The sequence below is a fragment of the Pseudolabrys taiwanensis genome (assembly GCF_003367395.1).
GTDB lineage: Bacteria > Pseudomonadota > Alphaproteobacteria > Rhizobiales > Xanthobacteraceae > Pseudolabrys > Pseudolabrys taiwanensis.
The window spans coordinates 2,599,605-2,620,811 of the sequence record NZ_CP031417.1; the positions used below are offsets into that span (position 1 = coordinate 2,599,605).

A 21,207-nucleotide genomic window follows, 5' to 3' on the forward strand; every position below is an offset into this window, starting at 1 on the left:
CAACCAACGCCCCGCTACAACCGATAGCAGACAGGCCGGGAACGGCAAGCGTATCGGCATGTCTTGACCCCGATCCGGGCAACGACAATAATGAGCAACTGCCCAATATGATTGGGCAGTTGCTCAATAACGTCAATAGCGTCGAGAACGCAAAAGCTAGGGAGAGCGCCATGGAGACTTTGCCGCGCAAGGGCGTCAGCCGCGCCGAGATGATGAAGCGCGTCGCCTTTTTCAAGGATCTGGTCGGCTTCGACGGCGGTCTGCCCGACAGCAACATGCCGAGCGCGGTGCGCAAGCTCTTCAACGTCATCGGCTTCCAGCCGCCGCAAGGCGCCGGCGGCGCGGTGACCTCGCCGGTTGGTGACGACGCCGCGCGTCTCGCCGCCATCAAGATCTCCGAAGGCTTCAACCTCGGCTACTGCAAGGCCAAGCCCGGCCACGGGCCGATGATGCACAACCACGATACCAACGAGACCTTCATCCCGATGACCGGGACCTGGCGCTGCAGCTGGGAAAACGAGAAGGGCGAAGTCGAGTATGTCGACGTCGGCCCGCTCGACGTCTGCTCGTTCCCGCCGGGCGCCATCCGCCGCTTCGAGAACGTCACCAAAGGCGGCGATCCGAACGAGGAGTCGATCCTGATGTTCGTGATCGGCGGCGACGGTCCGCGCGCGGAGTTCACCGACAAGGCGATGGCCGAGTTGGAAGCCGCCGGCGTGTGGCCGCCGAAGAAGTAACGTTTCTCCCATCGCGAGCGACATCATGAGTACCGCGGCTTCGGCCGACGCGCCCGCGCGCGCGTGGCATCTGCAATCGTCCATCCGCACGGCCGACGTCGCGGGTCATGCGTGGCCCTATATCGATACGCAAGGCGACGGCCCGGCGCTGGTGCTGCTGCCCGGCTCGGTCGGCACCTGCGAGATGTTCTTCAAGCAGATCGCGGCACTCGGCCGCGCGCTGCGCCTCATCGCCGTCAGCTATCCCACCCTCTCCGATCCCGAACGCTTGGCCGACGGCCTCGCCGGCCTGCTCGACCATCTGCGCCTGAAGCGGGCGAGCATCCTCGGCTCGTCTTTCGGCGGCTACTGGGCGCAGTATTTCGGCCTGCGCCATGCCGGCCGCGTCGAGACTTTGTTTCTCGGCAACACCTTCATCACCGCCGACGAGCTGTTCTCCAATCCGCTGTTCAACCCGGATTGGATCCGCGGCACCGCCGCCGTCGACATGCAGACGTTCTGGCGCGACCGCGTCACGCAGGCGCCCGACACCGAACTCAAGGCCATTCAGCTCGACATGCTGTCGGGCCGGCAGGACGCCGACAATCTCAAGTCGCGCTTCGTCGGCGTGATCGAGGCGCGCGCGTGCCCGCCGCTCGCCGTGCCGGCCGACGACATCGTCGTCATCGACTGCTCCGACGATCCGATCATCCCGCCGGCCTCGCGCCAGGCGGTGGCCGATCATTACAAAAATGCCGAACGCGTCACGCTGCCGTTCGGCGGTCACTATCCGCACATCCTGAATGCGGACGCCTACAACGCCGCGATCACGCGCCGGCTGCCGCGCTGATCGTACACAACGACAAAAGCACGCCAAAGGGAGAACACAGTGTCACGCCTTCTACAATTGCTCCGCCGTGCGGCGGCGGGCCTCGCCACGCTCGGTCTGCTCGCCGGCGCGGCGCACGCCGCGGATCCGATCAAGATCGGCTTCAGCATGGCGCTCAGCGGCGGCCTCGCCGCCAACGGCAAGGCCGCGCTGCTCGCGATCCAGATGTGGGCGGATGACGTCAACGCCAAAGGCGGCCTGCTCGGCCGCAAGGTGCAGCTCGTCAACTACGACGACCAGAGCAATCCGGCCAACGTTCCGGGGCTCTATACGAAGCTGATCGACGTCGACAAAGTCGACCTCATCGTCTCGCCTTACGGCACCAATCTGATCGCGCCGGCGATGCCGGTCGCGATGCAGAAGGGCCGCACCATGATGAGCCTGTTCGGCGTCGGCGTGAACGAGCAGTTCAACTACGACCGCTACTTCCAGATCATGCCGGTCGGCGTGCACTCGGGCGAGGCGATCCCCGAAGGCTTCTTCGCCGCCGCCAAGGCGCTCAATCCGAAGCCGCAGAGCGTCGCGCTCGTCGGCGCCGATGCCGAGTTCGGCAAGATCACCGTCGACGCCGCGCGCAAGATGGCGAAGGCGATGGGCCTCAAGATCGTCTACGACCGCGCCTATCCGCCGAGCACGGTGGATTTCACGCCCGTGGCGCGGGCAATCCAGGCGACCAAGCCCGACCTGATCTTCATCGCCGCCTATCCGCCGGACTCGGTCGGCATCATCCGCAGCCTCAACGAGATTGGCGCCAACGCCATGCTGATCGGCGGCGGCTCCGCCGGTCCGCAGTTCGCATCGATCAAGACGCAGCTCGGCCCACTGCTCAACAATCTGCTTGGCTACGAGCTCTATGTGCCGTCGCCCAAGCTGAAGTTTCCAGGCGTCGAAGACTTCTTGAAGCGCTATCAGGCGAAGGCCGTGGGTCAGGGCATCGACCCGCTCGGCTTCTACGTGCCGCCCTTCATCTATGCCGCCATGGATATCCTCGGTCAGGCGGTCGAGAAGACCGGCTCGCTGGACCAGGCGGCGCTCGCCAAGACGCTGCATGCCGAAACATTCAGCAGCGTGGTGGGCAACGTCCGCTTCGCCAAGAACGGCGAGTGGGAAAAACCGCGCGTGCTGATGGTGCAATACCGCAACGTCGACGGTTCGGGCGTCGACCAGTTCCGCGACCCGGGACGCTACACCATTCTCTTCCCGCCGGAGTTCAAGTCCGGCGAGGCCGTGGTGCCCTACCGCAAAGAGTGACCTGCATAAGTTGCGGGCATTCGGTCGCAGCGGCGAAATGGACTAGCCAAGCCGCCGCCCTTCCTGCAAACTGCGGCAAAATCGGGGGCCGGGATTTCAAAACCTCGGCCCCCGCTGCTGCCGGGCGGCTACCGCACGGCGGCAAACAAGAAGAATAGTCTGAGGGGAAACGATGCCGGCTTTTGGCACGATACGGCAAAACTGCAGCCCGAGCTCACGTTGCCGCGCCACGCGCGCGCTCGGCGCCGTGCCAGATTGACGTTTCCCCGCATGCAAACTTCAAGCGAGTGTGCCGGCTGAGGGCCTGTATGGATATTTCTTTCGACCTTCTCATCAATGCGATTGTTGCCGGGCTCCTGCTCGGCGGCTTCTACGCCGCGGTGACCGCGGGTATCTCGATCTCGTTCGGCATGCTCGATATCGTCAATATCGCGCATCCGGGCTTCGTGATCCTCGGCTCCTACCTCGCTTATTACATCAACATCAATCTCGGGATCGATCCGATCCTCGTCAGCATCCTGATGCTGCCGGTGTTCTACGCGCTCGGCTGTCTCATCTATCAGGTGTATCACCTGTCGTTCGAGAAACGCGGACAGGACGCGCTGCGCGGCCTCGCCTTCTTCTTCGGCCTGCTGTTCGTCACCGAGGTGTCGCTGATCCTCGTCTTCGGCGTCGACTATCGCTATGTCGAGGCGTCCTATATCGGGCCGAGCCTGCATATCGGCTTCGTCGATCTGCCGCTGCGCATGCTGGTGCCATGCATCGCCGCGCTGGTCCTGTTCGGCGCGATCGAATTGTTCATCACCCGCACCTTCATCGGCCGCGCCATCATGGCGGTGTCGCAGGATCAGTTGGCGCTGCAGCTCCAGGCCGCCGACCCGGTCAAGATCAAACGCATCGCCTTCGGCCTTTCCATCGCCGTCGCGGCGGTGGCCGGCGCGCTGCTGATTGTAATCCAGCCCGTCGAGCCGTCCGTCGGACGCGAATATATCGGCCGCGTCTTCGCCATCTGCGTGCTCGGCGGTCTCGGCAGCATGCCCGGCACGCTGATCGCGGCCATCCTGCTCGGCATCGTCGAGAGCTTGACCGCGACCTTCTACGGGCCGTCCTGGGCGCCCGCGGTCGCCTTCGGCTTCCTCCTGTTGACCCTCGCCTTCCGCCCGGCGGGCCTACTCGGACGGTGACACGCGTGAACACGGCGAATTTCTCTCTCATCATGGTGGCGGTCGGCGTGGTGATCACGCTGATCGCGCATGCGATCGGCGTCGATTATCTGTACTTCGCCAGCTACACGATCCTGCAGTTCATCGTGCTCGCGACGGCGTGGAACATCCTCGGCGGCTATTGCGGCTACGTGAACTTCGGCTCCGCCGCGTTCTTCGCGCTGGGGGCCTACTCGTCGGTGTTCGTGCACAAGGTGTTTCCGCTGCCGGTGCCGCTGCTGATCGTCATCGGCGCGCTCGTGTCCGGCATTGTCGGGCTCGGCATGGGCTACCTGACGCTGCGCTTGCGCGGCTCGTTCTTCGCCATCGCCACGCTCGCGCTGGCGGTGGTGTTGCAGACGCTGGTGGTGAATTGGGACTTCGTCGGCGGCTCGCGCGGCGCCTACATCATCCGGCCGGAATATCTCGAGATCGGCAGCTTCAAGATCCCGTACATTGAATATCTCTTCATCCTGATGCTGGCCCTCGCCATCATCGCGCTGATCGCCGCGCGCACCATCGAGCGCTCGCAGCTCGGCTTCGGCTTCGCCACCATCCGCGACGACGAACTCGCGGCGGAAGCCTGCGGCGTGCCGACGCTGCGATTGAAGCTGATCGCCACGGCGCTGTCCGGCGCCTTCATGGGCATGGCCGGCGCGCCGTTCCCGTACTACATCGGCTACCTGCAGCCGCAGTCGGCCTTCGGCCTCGAATACGCGGTGAACTCCATCGCCATGCCGATGATCGGCGGCACCACGACCTGGGTCGGTCCGCTGGTCGGCGCCATCCTGCTCGGCACCGCGCAGCAATACGCGACCGTGACCATCTCCTCGGCGGTCAACCTCCTGATCGTCGGCCTGATGCTGGTCGCCTTCGTCATCATCGCGCCGAACGGCCTCGTCGGCCTGGTGCAGGACCGGCTGCGGAGGAAGCGCTCGTGAGCCCTCTTCTCCACGTCGACAACATCAGCAAGCGCTTCGGCGGCTTCACCGCGCTCGACGGCGTCACGCTCGAAGTGGCGCCGGGCGAACGGCTCGGCCTGATCGGGCCGAACGGCTCGGGCAAGAGCACCTTCGTCAACTGCATCTCCGGCACGCTGCAGAACGAAGTCGGCAGCGTCCGCTTCGACAATCAGGTGCTGGACGGCCTCGCCGCCCACCAGCGCACGCATCGCGGCCTCGCGCGCAGCTTCCAGCTGCCGCGGCCGTTCCACAGCATGACGCTGGCCGACAACCTGCGCATTCCCCTGCTCTACACGGTGCATGCGCGGCCGGGCCAATTGCGCACGACGGCCGAACTCGAGACGCGCTGCCACGAACTGCTCGACATGGTCGGCCTGCTCGCCAAGGCGCGGCAGATGCCGCGCGACCTGACGCAGGTCGAGATGCGCAAGCTGGAGCTCGCCCGCGCCATGGCGGCGGAGCCGAAGCTGCTGATCGCCGACGAAGCGATGGCCGGGCTGTCGAATTCGGAGGTCGAGGACATCCTCACGCTGCTGTTCCAGCTCAACGAGCGCGGCATCAGCATCATTCTGATCGAGCACATCATGAGCGCCGTGATGAAGTTCTCGCAGCGGCTCGCCGTTCTGGTCTCCGGCAAGAAGATCGCCGACGGCAAGCCGGACGAGGTCGTGCGCAATCCGGAAGTGGTGAGGGCATACATTGGCGAGTAGCATCACCATCGAGAACATCGACGCCGCCTACGGCTCGGTGCGCGTGCTGGAAGACGTGTCGCTGAACGCGCGCGCGGGCGAGACCGTCGCGCTGCTCGGCACCAACGGCAACGGCAAATCGACGCTCATCAAATGCATCATGGGCATCGTGCGCCCCTCGGCCGGCCGCATCGTCGCCGAGATCGACGGGGTCAAGCACAACCTCGTCGGCCGCTCGACGCAGGAGATCGTCGATCTCGGCATCGCGCTGGTGCCGGAAGGCCGCCGCCTCTTCCCCAAGCTGACGGTGGAGGAGAACCTGCTGCTCGGCGCGTTCCGGCCGACGGCGCGCGCGCAGATCAAGCCGAACATGGAGTTCTGCTTCACCGCGTTCCCGCGACTTGCCGAACGCCGCACGCAGCTTGCCGGCTCGATGTCGGGCGGCGAGCAGCAGATGCTGGCGCTCGCCCGCGCACTGATGTCGGCGCCGAAGATCCTGCTGGTGGACGAGCCCTCGGTCGGCCTCGCGCCGCTCTTGGTCGCGCGCACCATCGACGCGATCAAGGAGCTGAAGGACCACTATCAGCTCACGGTGTTGATGGCCGAGCAGAACTTCACCCAGGCCATCCGTATCGCCGACCGCGGCTACGTGATCGTGCACGGCAAGATCGCCTTCGAAGGCGGCTCGGCCGACGAGCTCAACAACAACGATCTGATCCGCCAGTTCTATCTGGGGATGTGAGGCGACAGGGCCTGCGGCGTCGTAGGGTGGGCAAAGGCGCGCCAGCGCCGTGCCCACGGCGGCGTTTGCCAAGCCGCAGGTCAGACGTGCGCACGGCGCGCAAGCGCGCGCCTTTGCGCACCCTACGTGGAGAACACCGCGCGCCGTCATGCCCGGGCCCGGGACACGCCTCCCCCTAATAAAAACGGCGCGGGGTCTCCCCCGCGCCGCGAGTCTTTTATCCGGACGAGGCTTACTTCGCCTTCTCGTAAGGATAGATCACCTTGCCGGTCGCGAGCTCCGGCGGGGTCAGCACGGTCTGCACCGCCATGCCGCGCCACTGATCGAGATCGTTGCCGTCCTTCACGTTGTGATACTGCACCTGCATCATGCCCGACTTGGTCCACTCGCCGCCGGGGCCGTAGGACCATTCGCCCATGACCGTCTTGAAGGTGCTCTTGCGGAAGTACTCGGCAATCTTGTTGTCGTCGAGGCTCTTGGTGCCCTCGATCGCCTGGCCGAGCGCATCGACATAGGCGTTGCCCCAGCCGCCGAGATAGTAGCCGAGCGGATCGACGCCTTCGGCGCCGGCCTTTGCCTGATAGGTTTTGAAGAAGGCGGCCGCCGGCGCCATCATCTTATCCGACGGCACCCAGGTCTCGTAGTTGACGAAGCCGTTCATCTTCGAGCCGAGCTTCTGCTTGAACACGGTCGCCTGCAGGCCGACCATGGCGCCGCCGATGATCTTCGGCTTGTAGTTCATCTCGTTGACCGCCAGCACGATGCCGACCGACGACAACGGATAGGAACACACAACGACGATATCGGCGTTCGACGCCTGTACCGCGCGCAGGATCGGCGAGAAGTCGGTCGTGCCCGGCGGGAAGCTGCGGTCGTAGACGATCTTCAGGTTCATATCCTTGGCGTTCGTCCGCGCGCCCTCGCAGGCGTTCTTGGAGAACTCCGCATCCTCCGCCACCAGCGCCACGGTGGTCGGCTTCGGATCCTGCTGCAGCGCCACCTGGAACAGACCTTCGGTGAACGAAGGCTTGGTCCTCGGACCGGTCGGGATCACCGAGAAGTACTTCGGGTATTTGAACTCGGCGTTGACGTCGAGGCCGAACAGGGTGACGAAGGTCTTGCCCTTCTGCATCACCACCGGCATCGCCGGCGCGATCATGTTCGTGGCGTAGCCCGATACGACGAGATCGACTTTGTCGACGTCGAGCAGCTTGGTGTAGATGCCCGGCACCGTCGAGGGGTTCGACTGATCGTCGTAATAGACGAGCTTGACCGGACGGCCGATGAGACCGCCTTTGGCGTTGGTCTGTTCTTCCCAGATCTTCATGCCGAGCAGCGTCTGCTTGCCGTTGGCGGCGAGCGGCCCGGTCAGGGCCATGCTGAAGCCGATCTTGATCGGCTCTTTATTCTGCGCGACGGCGCCCCCCGTCACCATGGCGGTGGTCGCGACGGCAACAGCAGTGCCGGCGGTCCACGCCAGAATACGCGTCTTCAACTTATCAAGCATGTCGTATCCTCCCGAATGAAATTCTCGGCTTCGATTCGAAGCCGTTGTTCTTTGTTCGGCGCCGATAATGACAGCGCCGCCCGCGGCGGTCTACCCGGGAATATCGCCCGAACGCATGTTAACGCCTGCTTGCACGGCGCAGCCGGCCGGGGCGGAAGAGCCGCCCCGGCAGCCCTGCCGGTGGGCCAAAAGTGGGACGGTTACTCCTTGGCCTTCTCGTAGGGATAAATCACATCGGCCGCCTTGTATTCGGCCGGAGCAACGATCGGCAGCGTCTCGGCCTGTCTGAACTGATCGAGCCCCGTGCCCTTGAGCCCTCTAAACTGGGCTTGCAGAACGCGCGGTTTCGCCCACTCGCCATCGGCGCCATACTTGACGTCGCCGACGATGGTCTTGAACGTCGTCTTATGCATGTACTCGGCGAGCTTGGCTTGATCGAGGCTCTGGGTGCCTTCGATCGCCTGGCCGATCACTTGCACGTAGGCGTAGCCGAACGGCCCCATGTAATAGCCGAGCGGGTCGACGCCGGCTTTGGCGGCGCGCTCCTGATAGGTCTTCAGGAATGACTCGACGCCCGGAAACATCAGCGACTTCGCCGGTAGCCAAAAGTCGAAGTTGACGAAGCCATTCAGCTTGTCGCCGAGCTTGGTCTTGAACACGGTGTTCTGCAGGCCGACCATCGCGCCGCCGATCATCTTCGGCTTGAAGTTCACCTCGTTCACCGCCTGCACCAGTCCGACCGAATCGAGCGGATACGAACAGATCACCACCAGATCGGGGTTGGTGGCCTGGATGGCGCGCACGATCGACGCAAACTCGGTGGTCGATGGCGGATAGCTCTTGTCGTAGACGATCTTGAGCTTGGCGGCCTTGGCGTTGAGGCGCGCGCCGTCGCAGGCATTCTTGGAAAATTCCGCGTCCGCCGCCACCAAGGCCACCGTCGTCGGCTTCGGGTTCTGCGCCAGCGCGATATCGAAGAAGCCCTTGGTAAAGGCCGGTATCGGCTCGGGACCGGCGGGCGACATGGAGAAGTGGCGGTCGTATTTGAAGTTGTCGTTGACGCCGAGGCCGAACAGGCTCGGGAACACCATCTTCTTGCGCATGACCACCGGCATCGCCGGCGCGATCATGTTGGTGGCGTAGCCCGCCATCACGATGTCGACCTTATCGATATCGATCAGCTTGGTGTAGATGCCCGGCACCGTCGACGGGTTGCTCTGGTCGTCGTAGCTCACGAACTCCACCGGCCGGCCGAGCAAACCGCCCTTGGCGTTGATTTCCTCCCGCCAGATCTCCATCGCCAGCATCGCCGATTTGCCGTTCGGTCCGAGCGGCCCGGTTTGCGCCATGCCGAAGCCGATCTTGATCGGTGTCTTGTCCTGCGCCGCGGCAGAACCGCCGAGCAGCGCGCCGAGCAGCAGCGCCCCAGCCAATCCGCGTCGCACGCCCGGCCCGAGATATCGTGACATCGTCATCCGCCCCTCAATTACTATTGTACGTTCGGAAAACTTAAGCGGCTGTCGCTGGCAAGACCAGAGTCTGCGGCACAGCGACGCCACGTTGCGCAACACTGCTGCGGTGCAGAACGGCCGCCGTCCTGGACAGATCGGCGAGCGTCGAACAGACTGCGCTTCCCGCCACCAAATTTTGTCCTGGGTTCCATGCCTCGTCAAATCGTCGACATCTCCGTCCCGCTCGAAAACGATGTCGCTGCCGATCCGCCCGGTTACGGCCCGACCATCGAGTATCTCGATCATCAAGCGACCGCGGCCGACATTCTCAAATTCTTTCCGGGTCTCAAGAAGGAAGACCTGCCCGACGGCGAGGGCTGGGGCTTCGAGTGGGTGCGACTGTCGACGCATTGCACAACACATCTCGATGCACCGTGGCATTTCGCCTCAACGATGGATCACGGCAAGCGCGCCATCACCATCGATGAAGTGCCGCTCGACTGGTGCTTTCAGCCCGGCGTCAAACTCGACTTCCGACACTTTCCGGATGGCTATGTCGCCACCGCCGCCGATGTCGAAGCCGAACTGAAACGCATCGGCCACACGCTTTCACCGCTTGAAATTGTCGTCGTGAACACCGCCGCCGGCGCTGCGTATGGCCAGCCGGACTATGTCGCCAAAGGCTGCGGCATGGGACGCGAGGCGACGATGTATCTGCTCGAGCGCGGCGTGCGCGTGACCGGCACCGACGGCTGGAGCTGGGACGCGCCGTTTATTTTCACGAAGCAGAAATACGAACAGACGCACGACCCGAAACTGATCTGGGAAGGCCATCGCGCCGGCCGCGACATCGGCTATTGCCATATCGAGAAATTGCACAATCTCGAAGCACTGCCGCCGAAGGGTTTCACGGTCAGCTGCTTCCCGGTGAAAGTGCGCGGCGGTTCCGCCGGTTGGACACGCGCGGTGGCGATCGTCGATTAGCGTACTCATCCGTCATTCCGGGACGCGCGCGTTGGCGAGCGAACCCGGAATCCAGTACAGCATTCAAACGATTTGGCTGGATTCCGGGTCCGCGCGTTTACGCGCGTCCCGGAATGACCAGGCAAGACTCGTCATCAACAGGAATGGCGCTTGCTGGTGCGCCGCAACGAGCGATAGCATCCTCCCCATAAAGAGAATGCCGGCAACGCACCGGCAACAAACGCTTCTTCAGGGAGGAGCACATGAATCGCGATCGCGATTTGACGCGCCGTCATTTCGTTGCCGGCACCGCCGCGGCCACGGCCGCTCTCGCCGCCGGTCCCACCTTCGCCGATACCTATCCATCGCACGCCGTCACGGTGATCAATCCGTTTCCGCCCGGCGGCGCTTCCGATGTCGTCACGCGGCCGCTCGCGGCCGTGCTCGAGCCGATCCTCAAGCAGCCGGTGGTGATCGAGACCAAAGCCGGCGCGGCCGGCGCCGTCGGCGCGCAAGTCGCGGCGAACGCAAAGCCCGACGGCTATACGCTGCTCTCGCACATCACATCGATTTCCGGTTTCGCCGAAGTCGACAAATTGTTCGGCCGCACACCGAAATTCACGCGCGCCGATTTCATCCCGCTCGCGCGCTTCGTCGCCGATCCCTGCGTCGTCATCGTCAACGATCAGACCCCGTACAAGACGCTGAAGGACCTGACCGAGGACGCGCAGAAGCGGCCCGACCAGATCATCTTCTCGTCGTCGGGCCTCTACAGCGCCTTGCATATTCCCATGGCGCTCTACGCCAAAGCCGCGGGCGGCTTGAAGATGCGCCATCTGCCGACCAATGGCGGCGGCCCGGCGCTTACCGCACTGCTCGGCAACAACTCGCAGGCGCTCGCCTCCTCGGTGTCGGCGTGCCTCGCGCAGATCAAGGCCGGCAAAGTGCGGCCGCTCGCATTGTTCGGCGACAAGCGCTCCAAGGCCTTGCCCGAGGTGCCGACGATGAAGGAGCTCGGCTACAACATCGAATACTATCTCTGGGTCGGCATGTTCGCGCCCAAGGGCACACCTGCCCCGGTCGTCGAGACCTTGCGCGGCGCCTTCAAGCAAGCGGCCGCGACCGATCAGTTCAAGACCGCGATGACCAATCTCGGCCAGGAGGTCGAGTTTCTCGATCAGCCGGCGTTCGCCAAGTTCTGGGACGCGGACGCGGCCCGCATCGAGGCGGCCGTGCGTGAGATCGGGAAGGTGGGTTGATTCTCTCCCCTCCCCCGCGCGCTCACGCGCGTGGGGAGGGGTCGGGGGTGGGGGTCTTTGCCATGACGATGGATCGCCAAGCGAGCTTCGGTTGTCGCGTGCGCAACGCCGCCACGTCGTCATGCCCGGCCTTGTGCCGGGCATCCACGCCTTCGTTCTTTCTCCACGGCAGTCAGCCCGTGGATGGCCGGGACAAGCCCGGCCATGACGGTGCGCCGTGACGCTGCGCGCCGATCACGTCGCGGGGGCGGCCTTCATCCTGTTCGGCGCGCTCATCATCGCGCTGAGCGGCGAGTTGCCGTTCGGGCAGCTATCGATGCCGGGCTCGGGCTTCCTGCCCTATATCGTCGCCGTGCTGACGATGCTGTTCGGCCTCGCGCTGATCGTTCGTGCCGGCGAGAGCCCGCCCTTTGCCGAGATTGCCTGGAGCGACGGCAAGCACGCGCTCCTGCTCACGACCGTCACCGCCATTGCCATCGCGCTCTACACCCAGCTCGGCTTCGTCGTCACGATGAGCGCGATGATGTTGATCCTGCTGATCGGCGTCGAGCGGCGGCCCGCGCCGCGCGCGGCGGCGTACACCTTCGGCGTCGTGCTCGTCATCTATCTGGCCTTTGAATACCTCTTGAAGACGCCCCTGCCCTCCGGACCCCTCACGTTCTAGGCCGCGATGGAAACCACCCTCCTCAGCCTCGCGCACGGCTTTGCCATTGCACTCCAGCCGGACAATCTCTGGTACGCCTTCCTCGGCTGCCTGGTCGGCACGCTCGTCGGCGTATTGCCCGGCATCGGCCCGTTGTCGGGTATCTCGATTCTGCTGCCGGTGACGTTCGGTCTCAACGCGACGCAAGCGGTCATCATGCTCGCCGGCATCTACTACGGCTCGCAGTATGGCGGCTCGACCACCTCGATCCTGATGCGCATCCCCGGCGAAGCCTCGTCGGTGATGACCTGCATCGACGGCAACGCCATGGCCCGCAAAGGCCGCGCCGGCCCGGCGCTGTGCATCGCCGCCGTCGGCTCCTGGATCGCCGGCACCTTCGGCGTGCTCGTGCTCACCGTGGTGGCGCCGCCGCTCGCCGCCGTGGCGTTGAAGTTCGGGCCGCCGGAATACACCGCACTGCTCGTGCTCGGCCTGATCTTCCTCGGTTACATGTCGTCGACCTCGCTGGTGCGCACTTTGCTCATGGCGTGCATCGGCCTGCTGCTCGGCATGATCGGCATCGACAACATGACCGGGCATTTCCGCTATGCCTTCGACCTTCCCGAACTCGGCGACGGCATCGGCATCGTGCCGGTCGCGGTCGGTCTTTTCGGCCTGGGCGAGATCTTCGCGACGCCGAGTCATAAGGTCACCGGCGAGGTCATCAAGCCGCGTCTGCGCGACCTGCTGCCCAACCGTCAGGAGTGGCGCGAATCCGCGCTGCCGATCGCGCGCGGCTCGGTGCTCGGCTTCATCATCGGCATCATCCCGGGCTCGGCGCACATCATCTCGAGCTTCCTCTCATATGCGCTCGAGCGCCGCCTCTCCAAGAAGCCGGAACAGTTCGGCCACGGCGCCGTCGCCGGGGTCGCCGGACCGGAGTCGGCCAACAACGCCGCATCGACCGGCGCCTTCGTGCCGATGCTGGCGCTCGGCATCCCCACCGGCCCCATTACCGCCGTGCTGATCGGCGCGCTGATGGTGCACGGCGTCAACTCCGGGCCGCAGCTCGTCACCGAACACCCGGACGTGTTCTGGGGCTTCGTCGCGTCGATGTATGTCGGCAACGTGATGCTGCTGTTGCTCAATCTGCCGCTGGTCAGCGTCTTCGTCAGCGTGCTGCGTATCCCCTACGCTTATCTCTATCCGCTGATCATCATGTTCTGCATCGTCGGCGTCTACGAGGTGAGCCACTCGATCGTCGACGTCTGGATCATGCTGATCATGGGCGTCCTCGGCTATGCGCTGCGCAAGTTCTCGTTCGATCCGGCGCCGCTGGTGCTCGGCCTCGTCATCGCGCCGCTGTTCGAGCAGAGCTTGCGCCAGTCGCTGATCATGTCGAACGGCAACTACACCATCTTCCTCACGCGGCCGATCTCGCTCGGCCTCCTGCTCGTCTGCGCGATCCTGCTCGGCCTGTCGGCCCTCGCCTTCGTGCTTCGGCGCCGCGACTGGCGCTCACAGCTTGCCGAGGCGGAAGCCGGCGAGACGAATTAAATTTCCACCGGCGGCGTCGCGGCCGTTACTCATGCGAACGATTAGCATCGTGATGCGTGACGCATGGCCGCGATTCTGCAAATTCATGCGCCGGCACGGCCGTGATTAACCAGAAGGTAAAATCGGCGCCGCAAGTTCCATCCTGCGATTCCGCGCCCGCGCGCTGCGAGGCCGCTGCCGGAAACCAACAGGAACGGCGGCGATGCGGCAAAATCTACCAATCACAAACGTGGAATACGTCGTCGACGAGCGACAGAGCATCGTCTCGACCACAGATCACCGCGGCAACATCACTTACGCCAATCCGTACTTTATCGAAGCGAGCGGCTACGCCGAAGAGGAGCTGATCGGCGCGCCGCATAACATCCTGCGGCATCCGGATATGCCGCCGGCCGCCTTCCGCGATCTCTGGGCGAGCATCAAGGCCGGCCTGCCGTGGCAGGGTGTGGTCAAGAACCGCCGCAAGAATGGCGATTACTATTGGGTGTTCGCCCGCGTCACGCCGATCGTCGAGAACGGCAAAGCCGCCGGTTACATGTCGGTGCGCACCAAACCGAGCCGCGCGCAGATCGACGCCGCAGCCCGTTTGTACAAGCAGGAGATGGATAAGCCGGGCAGCCTGCTGCTGCGGCAAGGCCGCGTGTTCGCGTCGCGCTGGCATCGCCGCTTCGTCGCCATGCTGGAAGTGCCGATCGGCCTGCGCCTCGGTCTGACCTTCGCGATGCTGCTCGCCGCCGTCGCGGTGCTCGGCTGGGCGGCCGCGTCGCCTGAGGCCGTGATGCGCGCGGGCCTCGCCGGCTGGCTCGGCGCGTTCGCGATCGCCGTGTTCGCCGCCGTCGGCTGCTTCTGGCTCTACGTGGCGCAGGCGATCGTCTCGCCGATGAAGCAAGCCGTCCGCTTCGCCCAGCGGATCGCCGGCGGCGACCTCACCGCGACCGCGGACACCGTGCGCGGCGACGAGATCGGTCAACTGACGCGGGCGCTGTGTCAGCTCAACGCCAATCTGCACAGCGTCGTCGGCGACATTCACACCAACTTCGATAACATGATGACCGCCGCGCATCAGATCTCCGGCGGCACCAACGACCTCTCCGGCCGCACCGACTCGCAGGCGGCGGCGCTGGAGGAAACGGCGGCGAGCATCGACCAGATCACCGCCAAGGTGAAGGAGAACGCCGGCCACACCAGCCAGGGCGACGGCATGGCCAACAACGCGCTGGCCTCCGCCGAGACCGGCGGCGCCATCGTCACCAAGGTCGTCGACACGATCGCCGAGATCAGCGAGTCGTCGCAGCGCATCTCCGACATCGTCGGCATCATCAACGGCATCGCCAATCAGACCAACCTGCTCGCGCTGAATGCCGCCGTCGAGGCGGCGCGCGCCGGCGAAGCGGGCCGCGGCTTCGCGGTGGTGGCGACGGAAGTGCGCAATCTCGCGCAGAGCTCGGCCAACGCCGCCTCCGAGATCAAAACCTTGATCGAGGAGTCGGCGGAGAAGGTCAAGAGCGGGACATTGCTCGCGCGCGATGCCGGCGCCGCCATGCAGGATATCCTGGCGTCGATCCGCAGCGTCAGCGGCATCATGAACGAGATCACGGTCGCTTCGAACGAGCAGAGCAGCGGCATCGAACAGGTCAATTCCGCCGTCAATCATCTCGACGAGGTGACGCAACAGAACGCGGCGCTGGTCGAGCAGACGACCAGATCGACGCGCCGGCTGGAAGAGCAAGGCGCCAAGCTGATGCAGGCGCTGTCGGTGTTCAAGCTCGGCCGCAATAAGGCCGCCGCACCGGTGGCCAAGCCGGCGCCGGTCCGGACGCCGGCGTCAGCCAAGCGCAAAGCCGCTTAGAAGAGGTCGGAAGTCCCTCCGTTCGTCCCCGCGAAAGCGGGGACTGGGCACGGTGGCGCATTTCGATAGCGCCGGCTGCATTCCCGCTTTCGCGGGAATGAGCGGAGCTGATATCGCGCTCAAGCCGCGGGCTTGCGCGCCGCGAGCGCCATGCCGATCAGCGCCGAACCGCCGAAGATCATATTGATGCCGGCCAGGAGGCCGATCGCCCAGGCCGCGCTGCTCGGCAGCTGAGCGAAGATCATGCCGCCGAGCACGACATCGATGATGCCGCTCACCATCATCCAGCCCCAGCGGCCGGAGAGCTCGCGCCGGTGATCGAGCGCGAACATGATCGAGACCACGCCCTCGACGATGAAGAACGCCGACAGCACGACGGTCAGCGACACCGCGCCCCGGATCGGCGACGCCAGAAGCAGCACACCGACGACAATGCCGAGCACCGCCGAAACGAGCGACCACCAGAAGCCCGGCGCGTGACGCATCCAATAGGTCGTGAACAGGCCGATGACGCCGCTCACCAGGAACAGCCAGCCGAGCAGAATGGTGACGGCGACGGTCGCCAGCGGCGCCAGCGCGATGGCGGTGGCGCCGAGCACCAGCAGCACCACGCCCTCAACCAGGAAGAGCACCCAATGCTCGTGCAGCGCGGCGGCTGCGTCGCGCTTAAATTTTTCGAAATCGGCTTGAGTGCTGGACATGGACGCCTCCGGGCGGTCATTGCGGGTGAGCTATCTTACCGCCAAATGAACCGCGCCGGAACTCAGGTGTCATCCTTACACCGGTATCAACCGCCCAAACGTTGGTATCTGTCGGCTACTGAACCCAGTCGGCGCATTTCGGCACGTCGGCGTTGGCGCCCCACGGCATGATCGGCACGCTGGAGGTCGAGTTCTTCGGCGAGCCTTCGATGATGCGGTCGCTGTAGACCATGTAGACCAGGACGTTACGCTTCACGTCGCAGCCGCGCACGATCTGCATCTTCTTGAAGAACAACGACCGGCGCCGGCGGAAGACGTCCTCGCCTTGCGAGAACTTTTCCTTGAACTTGATCGGCCCGATCTGGCGGCAGGCGAGCGAGATGTCCGACACCTCCTCGGCGACGCCGATCCAGCCTTTGAAGCCGCCGCGCTCCGGCACGGTGAAGTGGCAGGCGACCCCTTCCACCTCCGGGTCGTCGAGCCCGTAGGTGGCGAGTTTGTCGTTCGGCGTCAGCCACTTGAACACGGTCGACCGCTTGAAGATCAGGTCCGGTTCGTCGGCCGCGGACGCCGGCAGCACGGCCAGAGCGACCAGGGCCGCGGCCAGCAAAGCGATAACAGAGCGCAAGAATACCTCCCAGGCACCATCGGCTGCCCGGGAGATAAGGATCGCGAACGGGGGACGGAAGGGCACCCGGCCGGCGCCCCTCGCGTGTCGCCTTTATTTCTCGCGCGACCAGGGGAAGAGGTTGGCCGGGAAGTCGGCGGCGTAGCGCTTGCCCGCCGGACGCCGCCAGTGGTCGGGCCGCGGGCTCGCGTCGCTCTCCACCACCTTGCGGTAGAGATGCCAGGTGGCATGGCCGAGCACGGGCATGACGACCGTGAGGCCGAGGAAGAACGGCAGCGAGCCGAGGATCAAGAGCGCCGCGACGATGAAGCCCCACAGCGCCATCGCCAGCGGGTTCGCCGCCACCGCGCGGATCGACGTGAGCAGCGCCACCGCCGCGCCGACGTCGCGGTCGAGCAGCAGCGTGAACGACACGACGCCGATGGTCAGCACGATGACGGCAAAGCAGAAGCCGACGAGATTGCCGACCACGATCATGTCCCAGCCGGCTTCGGTCGTGAGCACGTTGCGCACGAACGACTCGATCGACGCCGGCGGCGCGTAGCCGAAGAAGCCGATATAGACCGCGTTGGCGACCATCACCCAAATGCCGAACACCGCGAGCAGCAACAGGCCGAGCGCGGCGATGGCACCGATCGACGAGGACTCCAGCACGTCGAAGGCATTCGCCGCCGACACCGGCTGCCCCGCCTCGCGCCGCCGGCTCATCTCATAGAGGCCGAGCGCCGCGAACGGACCGACCAGCGCGAAGCCGGTCGCGATCGGATACAAAAGCGGCAACACCGAATAGCCGAATGCGAGCCGCGCCAGCAGCAGACCGGCGAGCGGATAGACGATGCACAGGAACATCGCGTGCGTCGGCATCGCCAGAAAATCGTCGAAGCCTTTGCGCAACGCGTCCTTGAGATCGGCGACGCCGATACGGCGTACGGCGATATGCGCGGGCTCGGCGCCGGCGCCGAGCAGCAAGTGCGAATGAGCCATGACCGTTTCCTTCCTTGCGTGTTCTTCAAGGTGGCCGGCGGCGCTTCGCGCGATCGAATGCCCAATGTCGCGGGCTCTCGGTCGGTGCCATGAGCCACGAATTTGGCCGCGAGTTTAGCAGGCGACGGTGGTATCGCCGTTCACATTTGGTTGCGCGGCGGCCGCCACTTGACCCGGATCAAGGGCCTTCGCGCCGCCGCAGGCCATGGTGCGGCGCGTCTTCCCGCTCATCCGCAACGGAACAGCCCCATGGAACTCAACGACGCCCTCTACATGCGCCGCGCCGTGCGCGATTACACGCCTGCGTCCGTCGACCAGCCGACCGTGACGGCGCTCATCGATGCCGCCATCCAGGCGCCGAGCGCCATGGACGAACAGCCTTGGTCCTTCGTCGTCGTGCGCGACAAGGCGCTGCTCGAGCGCATTTCCACCGAAGCCAAAGCCTGGATGCTGAAGTCGACGCCAGCCGGGCTTCTGTCACATCATTTCCAGGAGACGCTGGGCAATCCGAACTTCCACATCTTCTATCACGCACCGGCGCTGATCGTGATCGTCGGCAAAAGCGAAGGCCCATGGACCGTCATCGACTGCGCGCTCGCCGCGCAGAACCTGATGCTGGCGGCGCGCGCATCGGGGCTCGGCACTTGCTGGATCGGCTTCGCGCAAGGCTGGCTCAACACGCCGCAAGGCAAAGCGGCGCTGCAATTGCCGGCCGGTTATGTGCCGGTGGCGCCGATCATCGTCGGCCATCCGAAAGCCTGGCCGCAAGCGCACAAGAAGAACGAGCCGGAGATTAAGTGGATCGGCTGAACATTATGATGATCCCGGATCGCGGGCTTAAAGCCCGCGCCCGGGCATGACGTCTCCACTCACGCCCACAGGCGTTCGTTGTCGAGGCCCTTGTAGATATCCGCGACGTAGTCGCCGTAGCCGTTGAACAGTTGCGTCGGCCGCCGCTCGCCGGTGCCGATCACTTCCTCCGTCGCCTGGCTCCAGCGCGGATGCGGCACCTTCGGATTGACGTTGGCCCAGAAGCCGTATTCGGCGGGCTGCAGCTTTTCCCACATGCCCTTCGGGCGCTCCTCGACAAACGAAAAGCGCACGATCGATTTGATCGACTTGAAGCCGTACTTCCACGGCACGGCGAGCCGCAGCGGCGCGCCCATCTGCTTGGCGATCGGATGGCCGTAAGCGCCGGTGGCGAGGAAGGTGAGTTCGTTGGTCGCTTCGGCCATGGTGAGGCCCTCGATATACGGCCACGGATACCAGGACTGCCGCAGCCCCGGCGCCACCTTCGGATTGTTGAAGGTCTCCATGCGCACGTATTTCGCCGAACCCAGCGGCTTGGCGAGCTCCACCAGCTTGGCGAAGGGGAAACCGCTCCACGCGATCGCCATGCTCCAGGCTTCGACGCAGCGGTGACGATAGGTGCGCTCCTCCAACGTCATCTTGCGGATGAGGTCGTCGATGCCGATCTCGAACGGCTTCTCGACGAGGCCGTCGATCTTCACCATCCATGGCCGGATCGGCAGCGCCTGCGCCTGCATGGCGACGTTCTTGGTCGAGTTGAACTCGTAGAAATTGTTGTAGTTGGAGTTGATCTTCTCGTCGGTGATCGGCCGGTCGAGCGCATATTTGTCGTTGTGCTTGGCCGGATAAAGATCGGCGGTCGGATCGGGCATGTTGGCGAGATCCGTGACGCGCTGCGCCGCCGCCGGGCCCGCCATGAGCGCGACCGCGCCGGCGCCCGTCAACAGGCTGCGGCGGTTGAAGACGAGATGTTCAGGCGTGGCGAGACGGTCCGGGATTTCCCAGCCGCGACGGCGGATAACGTTCATTGTTCTCCCCTCTCCGATCCTTGGCCACAGGTAAAGCGAGGGCGGTCTCACAGGCAAGTCACGGTTCCGCGAAGCGGAACCGGCTCCCGCTCGTCCACGCATACGCTGCGCAAGCGTCATCCAGGACAACATCTTGGAAGCCGCGAGCGGTCGGATGACCCCGCTCGAATTTGCCATTCTCGAAGCGAGCGGCGATATTTCAATCGTGCCGGCAATCCAGCAGGGCACGGCTAAGGCGGCTCGGCGGGCTTGATGCGCCCCTTGCGGCCATAAAGGACGCTCCCCACGTCGCGGAGAGCGAACTCAAAAAGGTGATCCGATGTCGCACGTGACCTATGAAATTGTCGAGCATGACGGCGGTTGGGCTTACAAGTCCGACGGCGTGTTCTCCGAGACTTTTCCCACCCATGCCGCCGCGCTCAAGGCAGCGCAGGCCGCCGCCGCCGAACAGCGCGTGCCGGGCTCGACCGAGGAGATTCAATACGAGGACGACAAGGGCCGCTGGCACACCGAGACCGCGAGCGGCAGCGACCGCCCGGACACGGATGTGAAGGATAAGAAGTAATCGTCTCAGAGGCGCGGCCCGTTTTATTCGCGCGTCTCGCGACCGTGCCATAGGCGGATGACCAGAATGTCGCCATTGGCGAGGAGGGCATACCTGACAATGTATCCGGCAGATCCATAACGGATGACGATCTGCCGGATTTCCGTATCTTCGGTCGCACGACCAAGTTGAGGAAATTCCTGCACCGTCTCGAGGACCGCGAAAATCCGGCCTAGTGCACGTTTCGCAGCATCCGGATTGTTGACGTCGAGGAAGTCGCGGACACGCTCCACATCGATCGCCGCCTCCGGCGACAGCAAAATCATCAAATGCGTCGAGGCTTAGGCCGAGGCAATTCGTGATCGGTGCCCCAACTCTCGACCCAAGCTTTAGCTTCGTGCAGCGGGATCGCTTCGCGTGACCGCTTGAAGGCGTCCAGACGGCGACGGTCTTCTTCGATATCCGGCCCGTCGATATCGACGACCGACTCCAGTAGCGCCACTGCCTCCGCCAGAAGCGCAGCCTCATCCTGCCCACGTTCGGTCGCCAGGGCACGGAGCCGCTCATCGGTGGCGGCGTCGATAGAGATCGTGCGGCGGACGATATTCATCGTCAAAATGTATGTCCGGGAGGCGATTTTGTCGAGCCGGGCATCGCCCGTCGCGGACGGGCGTGCACGCCCTTAGGTCGCGGCAAACCATGAGGCCGTGCCGCAGGCATAGCCGAACGTACCGCTCTCAAGCGTGTAAAGTCGTCATGGATGCCCGGGTCAAGCCCGGGCATGACCCGTGTTGTGACGTGTTCGGCCCACCCTATGAACTGTGCGCACGGG

22 protein-coding genes are annotated in these 21,207 nt (G+C 64.6%); 14 read left to right on the plus strand and 8 right to left on the minus strand.

Annotated elements, in window-relative coordinates; translation table 11 throughout:
• Positions 1-170: 170 nt before the first annotated feature.
• The 7 genes from DW352_RS12450 to DW352_RS12480 all read left to right on the plus strand — a co-directional run bounded on the left by DW352_RS12450 (position 171) and on the right by DW352_RS12480 (position 6,451).
• Positions 171-737 carry a cupin domain-containing protein gene (locus DW352_RS12450; protein ID WP_115691632.1) on the plus strand — a complete coding sequence of 189 codons (567 nt, stop codon included), beginning with the start codon at positions 171-173 and terminating at the stop codon, positions 735-737.
• 25 nt (positions 738-762) lie between these two features.
• On the plus strand, positions 763-1,566 hold the full coding sequence (locus DW352_RS12455) for an alpha/beta fold hydrolase (protein WP_115691633.1): 804 nt from the start codon (positions 763-765) through the stop codon (positions 1,564-1,566).
• Between the two features lie 39 nt (positions 1,567-1,605).
• Complete coding sequence (locus tag DW352_RS12460; RefSeq protein ID WP_210209970.1) at positions 1,606-2,856, plus strand: amino acid ABC transporter substrate-binding protein; 1,251 nt, start codon at positions 1,606-1,608, stop codon at positions 2,854-2,856.
• A gap of 308 nt (positions 2,857-3,164) precedes the next feature.
• Complete coding sequence (locus DW352_RS12465; protein ID WP_115691634.1) at positions 3,165-4,040, plus strand: branched-chain amino acid ABC transporter permease; 876 nt, start codon at positions 3,165-3,167, stop codon at positions 4,038-4,040.
• 5 nt (positions 4,041-4,045) lie between these two features.
• On the plus strand, positions 4,046-4,999 hold the full coding sequence (locus DW352_RS12470) for a branched-chain amino acid ABC transporter permease (protein WP_245434423.1): 954 nt from the start codon (positions 4,046-4,048) through the stop codon (positions 4,997-4,999).
• The gene (locus tag DW352_RS12475) at positions 4,996-5,730 is read left to right on the plus strand and encodes an ABC transporter ATP-binding protein (RefSeq protein ID WP_115691635.1); all 735 of its coding nucleotides are present in this window, start codon (positions 4,996-4,998) and stop codon (positions 5,728-5,730) included. Before DW352_RS12470 ends, DW352_RS12475 begins: the two co-directional genes overlap by 4 nt.
• Positions 5,720-6,451: an ABC transporter ATP-binding protein gene (locus DW352_RS12480; RefSeq protein WP_115691636.1), complete on the plus strand. Its 732-nt coding sequence runs from the start codon at positions 5,720-5,722 to the stop codon at positions 6,449-6,451. The genes DW352_RS12475 and DW352_RS12480 overlap by 11 nt, the downstream gene beginning before the upstream one ends.
• A 232-nt stretch (positions 6,452-6,683) precedes the next feature.
• On the opposite strand, the gene DW352_RS12485 is transcribed toward DW352_RS12480, so the two are convergent.
• Positions 6,684-7,958 (minus strand): amino acid ABC transporter substrate-binding protein, encoded by a 1,275-nt coding sequence (locus DW352_RS12485; RefSeq protein WP_115691637.1) that lies wholly within the window; start codon positions 7,956-7,958, stop codon positions 6,684-6,686.
• A 200-nt stretch (positions 7,959-8,158) separates the two neighbouring features.
• Entirely contained in the window at positions 8,159-9,433 is a 1,275-nt protein-coding gene (locus DW352_RS12490; RefSeq protein ID WP_210209971.1) for an amino acid ABC transporter substrate-binding protein, read from the minus strand.
• A 186-nt stretch (positions 9,434-9,619) separates the two neighbouring features.
• On the opposite strand from DW352_RS12490, the gene DW352_RS12495 reads away from it, so the two are divergent.
• The 5 genes from DW352_RS12495 (at position 9,620) to DW352_RS12515 (ending at position 15,680) form a co-directional block, all read left to right on the plus strand.
• Positions 9,620-10,393 carry a cyclase family protein gene (locus tag DW352_RS12495; protein ID WP_115691638.1) on the plus strand — a complete coding sequence of 258 codons (774 nt, stop codon included), beginning with the start codon at positions 9,620-9,622 and terminating at the stop codon, positions 10,391-10,393.
• 242 nt (positions 10,394-10,635) lie between these two features.
• The gene (locus DW352_RS12500; RefSeq protein ID WP_115694388.1) at positions 10,636-11,631 is read left to right on the plus strand and encodes a Bug family tripartite tricarboxylate transporter substrate binding protein; all 996 of its coding nucleotides are present in this window, start codon (positions 10,636-10,638) and stop codon (positions 11,629-11,631) included.
• A 217-nt stretch (positions 11,632-11,848) separates the two neighbouring features.
• Positions 11,849-12,295: a tripartite tricarboxylate transporter TctB family protein gene (locus DW352_RS12505; RefSeq protein WP_115691639.1), complete on the plus strand. Its 447-nt coding sequence runs from the start codon at positions 11,849-11,851 to the stop codon at positions 12,293-12,295.
• Positions 12,296-12,301: 6 nt separating this feature from the next.
• Positions 12,302-13,831, plus strand: a complete 1,530-nt coding sequence (locus DW352_RS12510) for a tripartite tricarboxylate transporter permease (protein WP_115691640.1) — start codon at positions 12,302-12,304, stop codon at positions 13,829-13,831.
• 229 nt (positions 13,832-14,060) lie between these two features.
• Positions 14,061-15,680: a methyl-accepting chemotaxis protein gene (locus DW352_RS12515; RefSeq protein WP_210209972.1), complete on the plus strand. Its 1,620-nt coding sequence runs from the start codon at positions 14,061-14,063 to the stop codon at positions 15,678-15,680.
• A gap of 119 nt (positions 15,681-15,799) precedes the next feature.
• Here the strand turns inward: DW352_RS12515 and DW352_RS12520 are convergent, their stop codons facing one another.
• The 3 genes from DW352_RS12520 to DW352_RS12530 form a co-directional block, all read right to left on the minus strand.
• Entirely contained in the window at positions 15,800-16,381 is a 582-nt protein-coding gene (locus DW352_RS12520) for an HdeD family acid-resistance protein (RefSeq protein WP_115691642.1), read from the minus strand.
• A 115-nt stretch (positions 16,382-16,496) separates the two neighbouring features.
• A complete protein-coding gene (locus tag DW352_RS12525; protein WP_115691643.1) occupies positions 16,497-17,009 on the minus strand; it encodes a CreA family protein in 513 nt (170 codons plus the stop codon).
• Between the two features lie 93 nt (positions 17,010-17,102).
• The gene (locus tag DW352_RS12530; protein WP_115691644.1) at positions 17,103-17,993 is read right to left on the minus strand and encodes a DUF2189 domain-containing protein; all 891 of its coding nucleotides are present in this window, start codon (positions 17,991-17,993) and stop codon (positions 17,103-17,105) included.
• Between the two features lie 249 nt (positions 17,994-18,242).
• On the opposite strand from DW352_RS12530, the gene DW352_RS12535 reads away from it, so the two are divergent.
• Positions 18,243-18,803: a nitroreductase family protein gene (locus DW352_RS12535; RefSeq protein WP_115691645.1), complete on the plus strand. Its 561-nt coding sequence runs from the start codon at positions 18,243-18,245 to the stop codon at positions 18,801-18,803.
• A 59-nt stretch (positions 18,804-18,862) separates the two neighbouring features.
• On the opposite strand, the gene msrP is transcribed toward DW352_RS12535, so the two are convergent.
• Positions 18,863-19,831: a protein-methionine-sulfoxide reductase catalytic subunit MsrP gene (msrP, locus tag DW352_RS12540; protein WP_115691646.1), complete on the minus strand. Its 969-nt coding sequence runs from the start codon at positions 19,829-19,831 to the stop codon at positions 18,863-18,865.
• A gap of 319 nt (positions 19,832-20,150) precedes the next feature.
• Between msrP and DW352_RS12545 the strand changes: the two genes are divergently transcribed.
• Positions 20,151-20,396 carry a DUF2188 domain-containing protein gene (locus DW352_RS12545; RefSeq protein ID WP_115691647.1) on the plus strand — a complete coding sequence of 82 codons (246 nt, stop codon included), beginning with the start codon at positions 20,151-20,153 and terminating at the stop codon, positions 20,394-20,396.
• 23 nt (positions 20,397-20,419) lie between these two features.
• Here the strand turns inward: DW352_RS12545 and DW352_RS12550 are convergent, their stop codons facing one another.
• Together DW352_RS12550 and DW352_RS12555 are read right to left on the minus strand one after the other, a co-directional pair.
• A complete protein-coding gene (locus tag DW352_RS12550) occupies positions 20,420-20,701 on the minus strand; it encodes a type II toxin-antitoxin system RelE/ParE family toxin (RefSeq protein ID WP_115691648.1) in 282 nt (93 codons plus the stop codon).
• Complete coding sequence (locus DW352_RS12555; protein WP_115691649.1) at positions 20,701-20,985, minus strand: hypothetical protein; 285 nt, start codon at positions 20,983-20,985, stop codon at positions 20,701-20,703. The genes DW352_RS12550 and DW352_RS12555 overlap by 1 nt, the downstream gene beginning before the upstream one ends.
• Between the last annotated feature and the right edge of the window lie 222 nt (positions 20,986-21,207).

Bases quoted from the DNA above. Each gene is read 5' to 3' on its own strand.
- DW352_RS12450 (WP_115691632.1), top strand. From the start codon at position 171: ATGGAGACTTTGCCGCGCAAGGGCGTCAGCCGCGCCGAGATGATGAAG.
- DW352_RS12455 (WP_115691633.1), top strand. From the start codon at position 763: ATGAGTACCGCGGCTTCGGCCGACGCGCCCGCGCGCGCGTGGCATCTG.
- DW352_RS12465 (WP_115691634.1), top strand. From the start codon at position 3,165: ATGGATATTTCTTTCGACCTTCTCATCAATGCGATTGTTGCCGGGCTC.
- DW352_RS12485 (WP_115691637.1), bottom strand. From the start codon at position 7,958: ATGCTTGATAAGTTGAAGACGCGTATTCTGGCGTGGACCGCCGGCACT.
- DW352_RS12490 (WP_210209971.1), bottom strand. From the start codon at position 9,433: ATGACGATGTCACGATATCTCGGGCCGGGCGTGCGACGCGGATTGGCT.
- DW352_RS12495 (WP_115691638.1), top strand. From the start codon at position 9,620: ATGCCTCGTCAAATCGTCGACATCTCCGTCCCGCTCGAAAACGATGTC.
- DW352_RS12500 (WP_115694388.1), top strand. From the start codon at position 10,636: ATGAATCGCGATCGCGATTTGACGCGCCGTCATTTCGTTGCCGGCACC.
- DW352_RS12510 (WP_115691640.1), top strand. From the start codon at position 12,302: ATGGAAACCACCCTCCTCAGCCTCGCGCACGGCTTTGCCATTGCACTC.
- DW352_RS12520 (WP_115691642.1), bottom strand. From the start codon at position 16,381: ATGTCCAGCACTCAAGCCGATTTCGAAAAATTTAAGCGCGACGCAGCC.
- DW352_RS12530 (WP_115691644.1), bottom strand. From the start codon at position 17,993: ATGGCTCATTCGCACTTGCTGCTCGGCGCCGGCGCCGAGCCCGCGCAT.
- DW352_RS12535 (WP_115691645.1), top strand. From the start codon at position 18,243: ATGGAACTCAACGACGCCCTCTACATGCGCCGCGCCGTGCGCGATTAC.
- msrP (WP_115691646.1), bottom strand. From the start codon at position 19,831: ATGAACGTTATCCGCCGTCGCGGCTGGGAAATCCCGGACCGTCTCGCC.
- DW352_RS12545 (WP_115691647.1), top strand. From the start codon at position 20,151: ATGTCGCACGTGACCTATGAAATTGTCGAGCATGACGGCGGTTGGGCT.
- DW352_RS12550 (WP_115691648.1), bottom strand. From the start codon at position 20,701: ATGATTTTGCTGTCGCCGGAGGCGGCGATCGATGTGGAGCGTGTCCGC.
- DW352_RS12555 (WP_115691649.1), bottom strand. From the start codon at position 20,985: ATGAATATCGTCCGCCGCACGATCTCTATCGACGCCGCCACCGATGAG.